Annotated in this window: 1 protein-coding gene; it reads right to left on the bottom strand. The window is 38.3% G+C overall.

Translation table 11 applies throughout. The features are described 5' to 3' along the window. A partial coding sequence (istA, locus tag EEJ45_RS18160) for an IS21 family transposase (protein WP_124566129.1) occupies nucleotides 1-971 on the bottom strand: 971 nt, incomplete at both ends.

Below are 971 nucleotides of genomic sequence, written 5' to 3'. Positions count from 1 at the left end.
ATAGTTCGGCGCTGAGATCTCTAAGCTTTCTTTGTAATCTGTTTCTCGATAATTTAATTTCTTTAGAGATAAAGGGTGTTTGGCGATACACTCCATGTTATAATAAACCCAAATATGCTCATCGAGTATTTGTATCTCTACCTTTTTGCCAATGTACTTAGTGGGGACTGAATACAGGTTGGCTTTGTAGGATATCATACTTGATGCATTGACAAGCACCGTATGGTGCTTCATTCGATAAGAGTTCCGAATTCTTTCAGGTGGTAGGGGAGATAAGGAACTCTTTTCTTTTTCTAGGGCAAATAGCGGTATTTTCCCTGTCCCTTGATGAAATGATTGGTTTATACGATTTGCTAGCCTTTCAATAAACAAATACAATTCTTCTAAAGTCAATTGACCTTGGTATGCATGAATCTCATCTAAAAATTTCATTTGTGTTTCCACTTTTCCTTTTGTCCTTGGTCGACCAGCGATGCAAGGGCGCACCATAAAGCCAAAATCCTTCGCAAATTCTGCAAACCGCTTGTTTACTTTACCACTACTGTACTCTGTACGTGGCTCATCCATTATGGTCTTCGCATTATCTGTCACAAGTTCTCGTGGTACTCCACCAATTTTCTCAAATGTTTCTGTTAAAAAGGAGAATAAAATATCTTGTGACTTTTTCAAGGCGAGATGAAAGACTCGAAAACGAGAATGTCCTAATACAAGTGCTGCCACATTGACTTCTATTTTTTCACCATTTTTCGTTTCAAATGGAATACTTTCTTTCCAATCAAATTGTGCTTGTTGACCTGGCTCTGTTTCATATCGCACCGTCCCTTTTGGTGAAGGAATACGTACTTTATCAGTAAAGTACCTTGCGAATTCTGGTACTTGAGCAATGTATCTTCTAAACGTCGATGCACCACATTTGAGCCCATGATGCTCCTTTAAATATTGCCATAAAACCCGACGATAATAGAATACTT

The sequence above is a fragment of the Ectobacillus antri genome (assembly GCF_003852715.1).
In the GTDB taxonomy this organism is placed as follows: domain Bacteria; phylum Bacillota; class Bacilli; order Bacillales; family Bacillaceae_G; genus Ectobacillus; species Ectobacillus antri.
Note: the sequence above shows the minus strand (reverse complement) of the source record. Positions and strands in the feature narration are given on the sequence as shown.